1 protein-coding gene is annotated in these 546 nt (G+C 61.2%); it reads left to right on the forward strand.

Annotation, left to right across the window (positions count from 1 at the left end):
- Window positions 1–161 (forward strand): transposase (locus IU459_RS37525; RefSeq protein WP_195134308.1); only part of this gene is annotated, 161 nt, incomplete at its 5' end.
- Window positions 162–546 lie beyond the last annotated feature (385 nt).

A 546-nucleotide genomic window follows, 5' to 3' on the forward strand; every position in this document is an offset into this window, starting at 1 on the left:
CCGGGCTCGGCGTCGTGCGCTGGCCTGTCGAACGGAGTTTCGCGTGGCTGCACGCCTTCAAACGCCTGCGAATCCGCTACGAACGCCGCGCCGACATCCATCAAGCGTTCCTCAGCCTCGCCTGCTCCATCATCTGCCTCCGCAAACTCATTCTGAACTGATCTCTTACTGCTGTCTGGTAACCGATCCCAATGTCACAGCGCCGTCGCGAAGCACTTCGATATCAGACGACGTGAGCTTGCCCCGGTCTTCCGGACACCAATAGTGAGGCGAGATACTCGCCTTCGAAAGGAGTCTGGATGCCACCAGCACACCCGCCGGAGTTCCGTCAGCGCGCGATCGAGCTGGCCCGCAGCAGCGACAAGCCGATCGGTCAAGTCGCAATGGGCTTGGGGATCTCAGAGTCGTGCCTACGGAACTTGAATCTCCCCGGGTTCCGTGCGCACCGCGTTATCTGTCTCCGGCAGGTTGTTCGGAGCAGGTGGAATAGTAGTCGTCTTCGTATTCGATCGGTGGTCGGCGGCCGAGCCGGTGCATCAGCCGGGA

This window comes from Nocardia amamiensis (assembly GCF_015477605.1).
GTDB classification, from domain to species: domain Bacteria; phylum Actinomycetota; class Actinomycetes; order Mycobacteriales; family Mycobacteriaceae; genus Nocardia; species Nocardia amamiensis_A.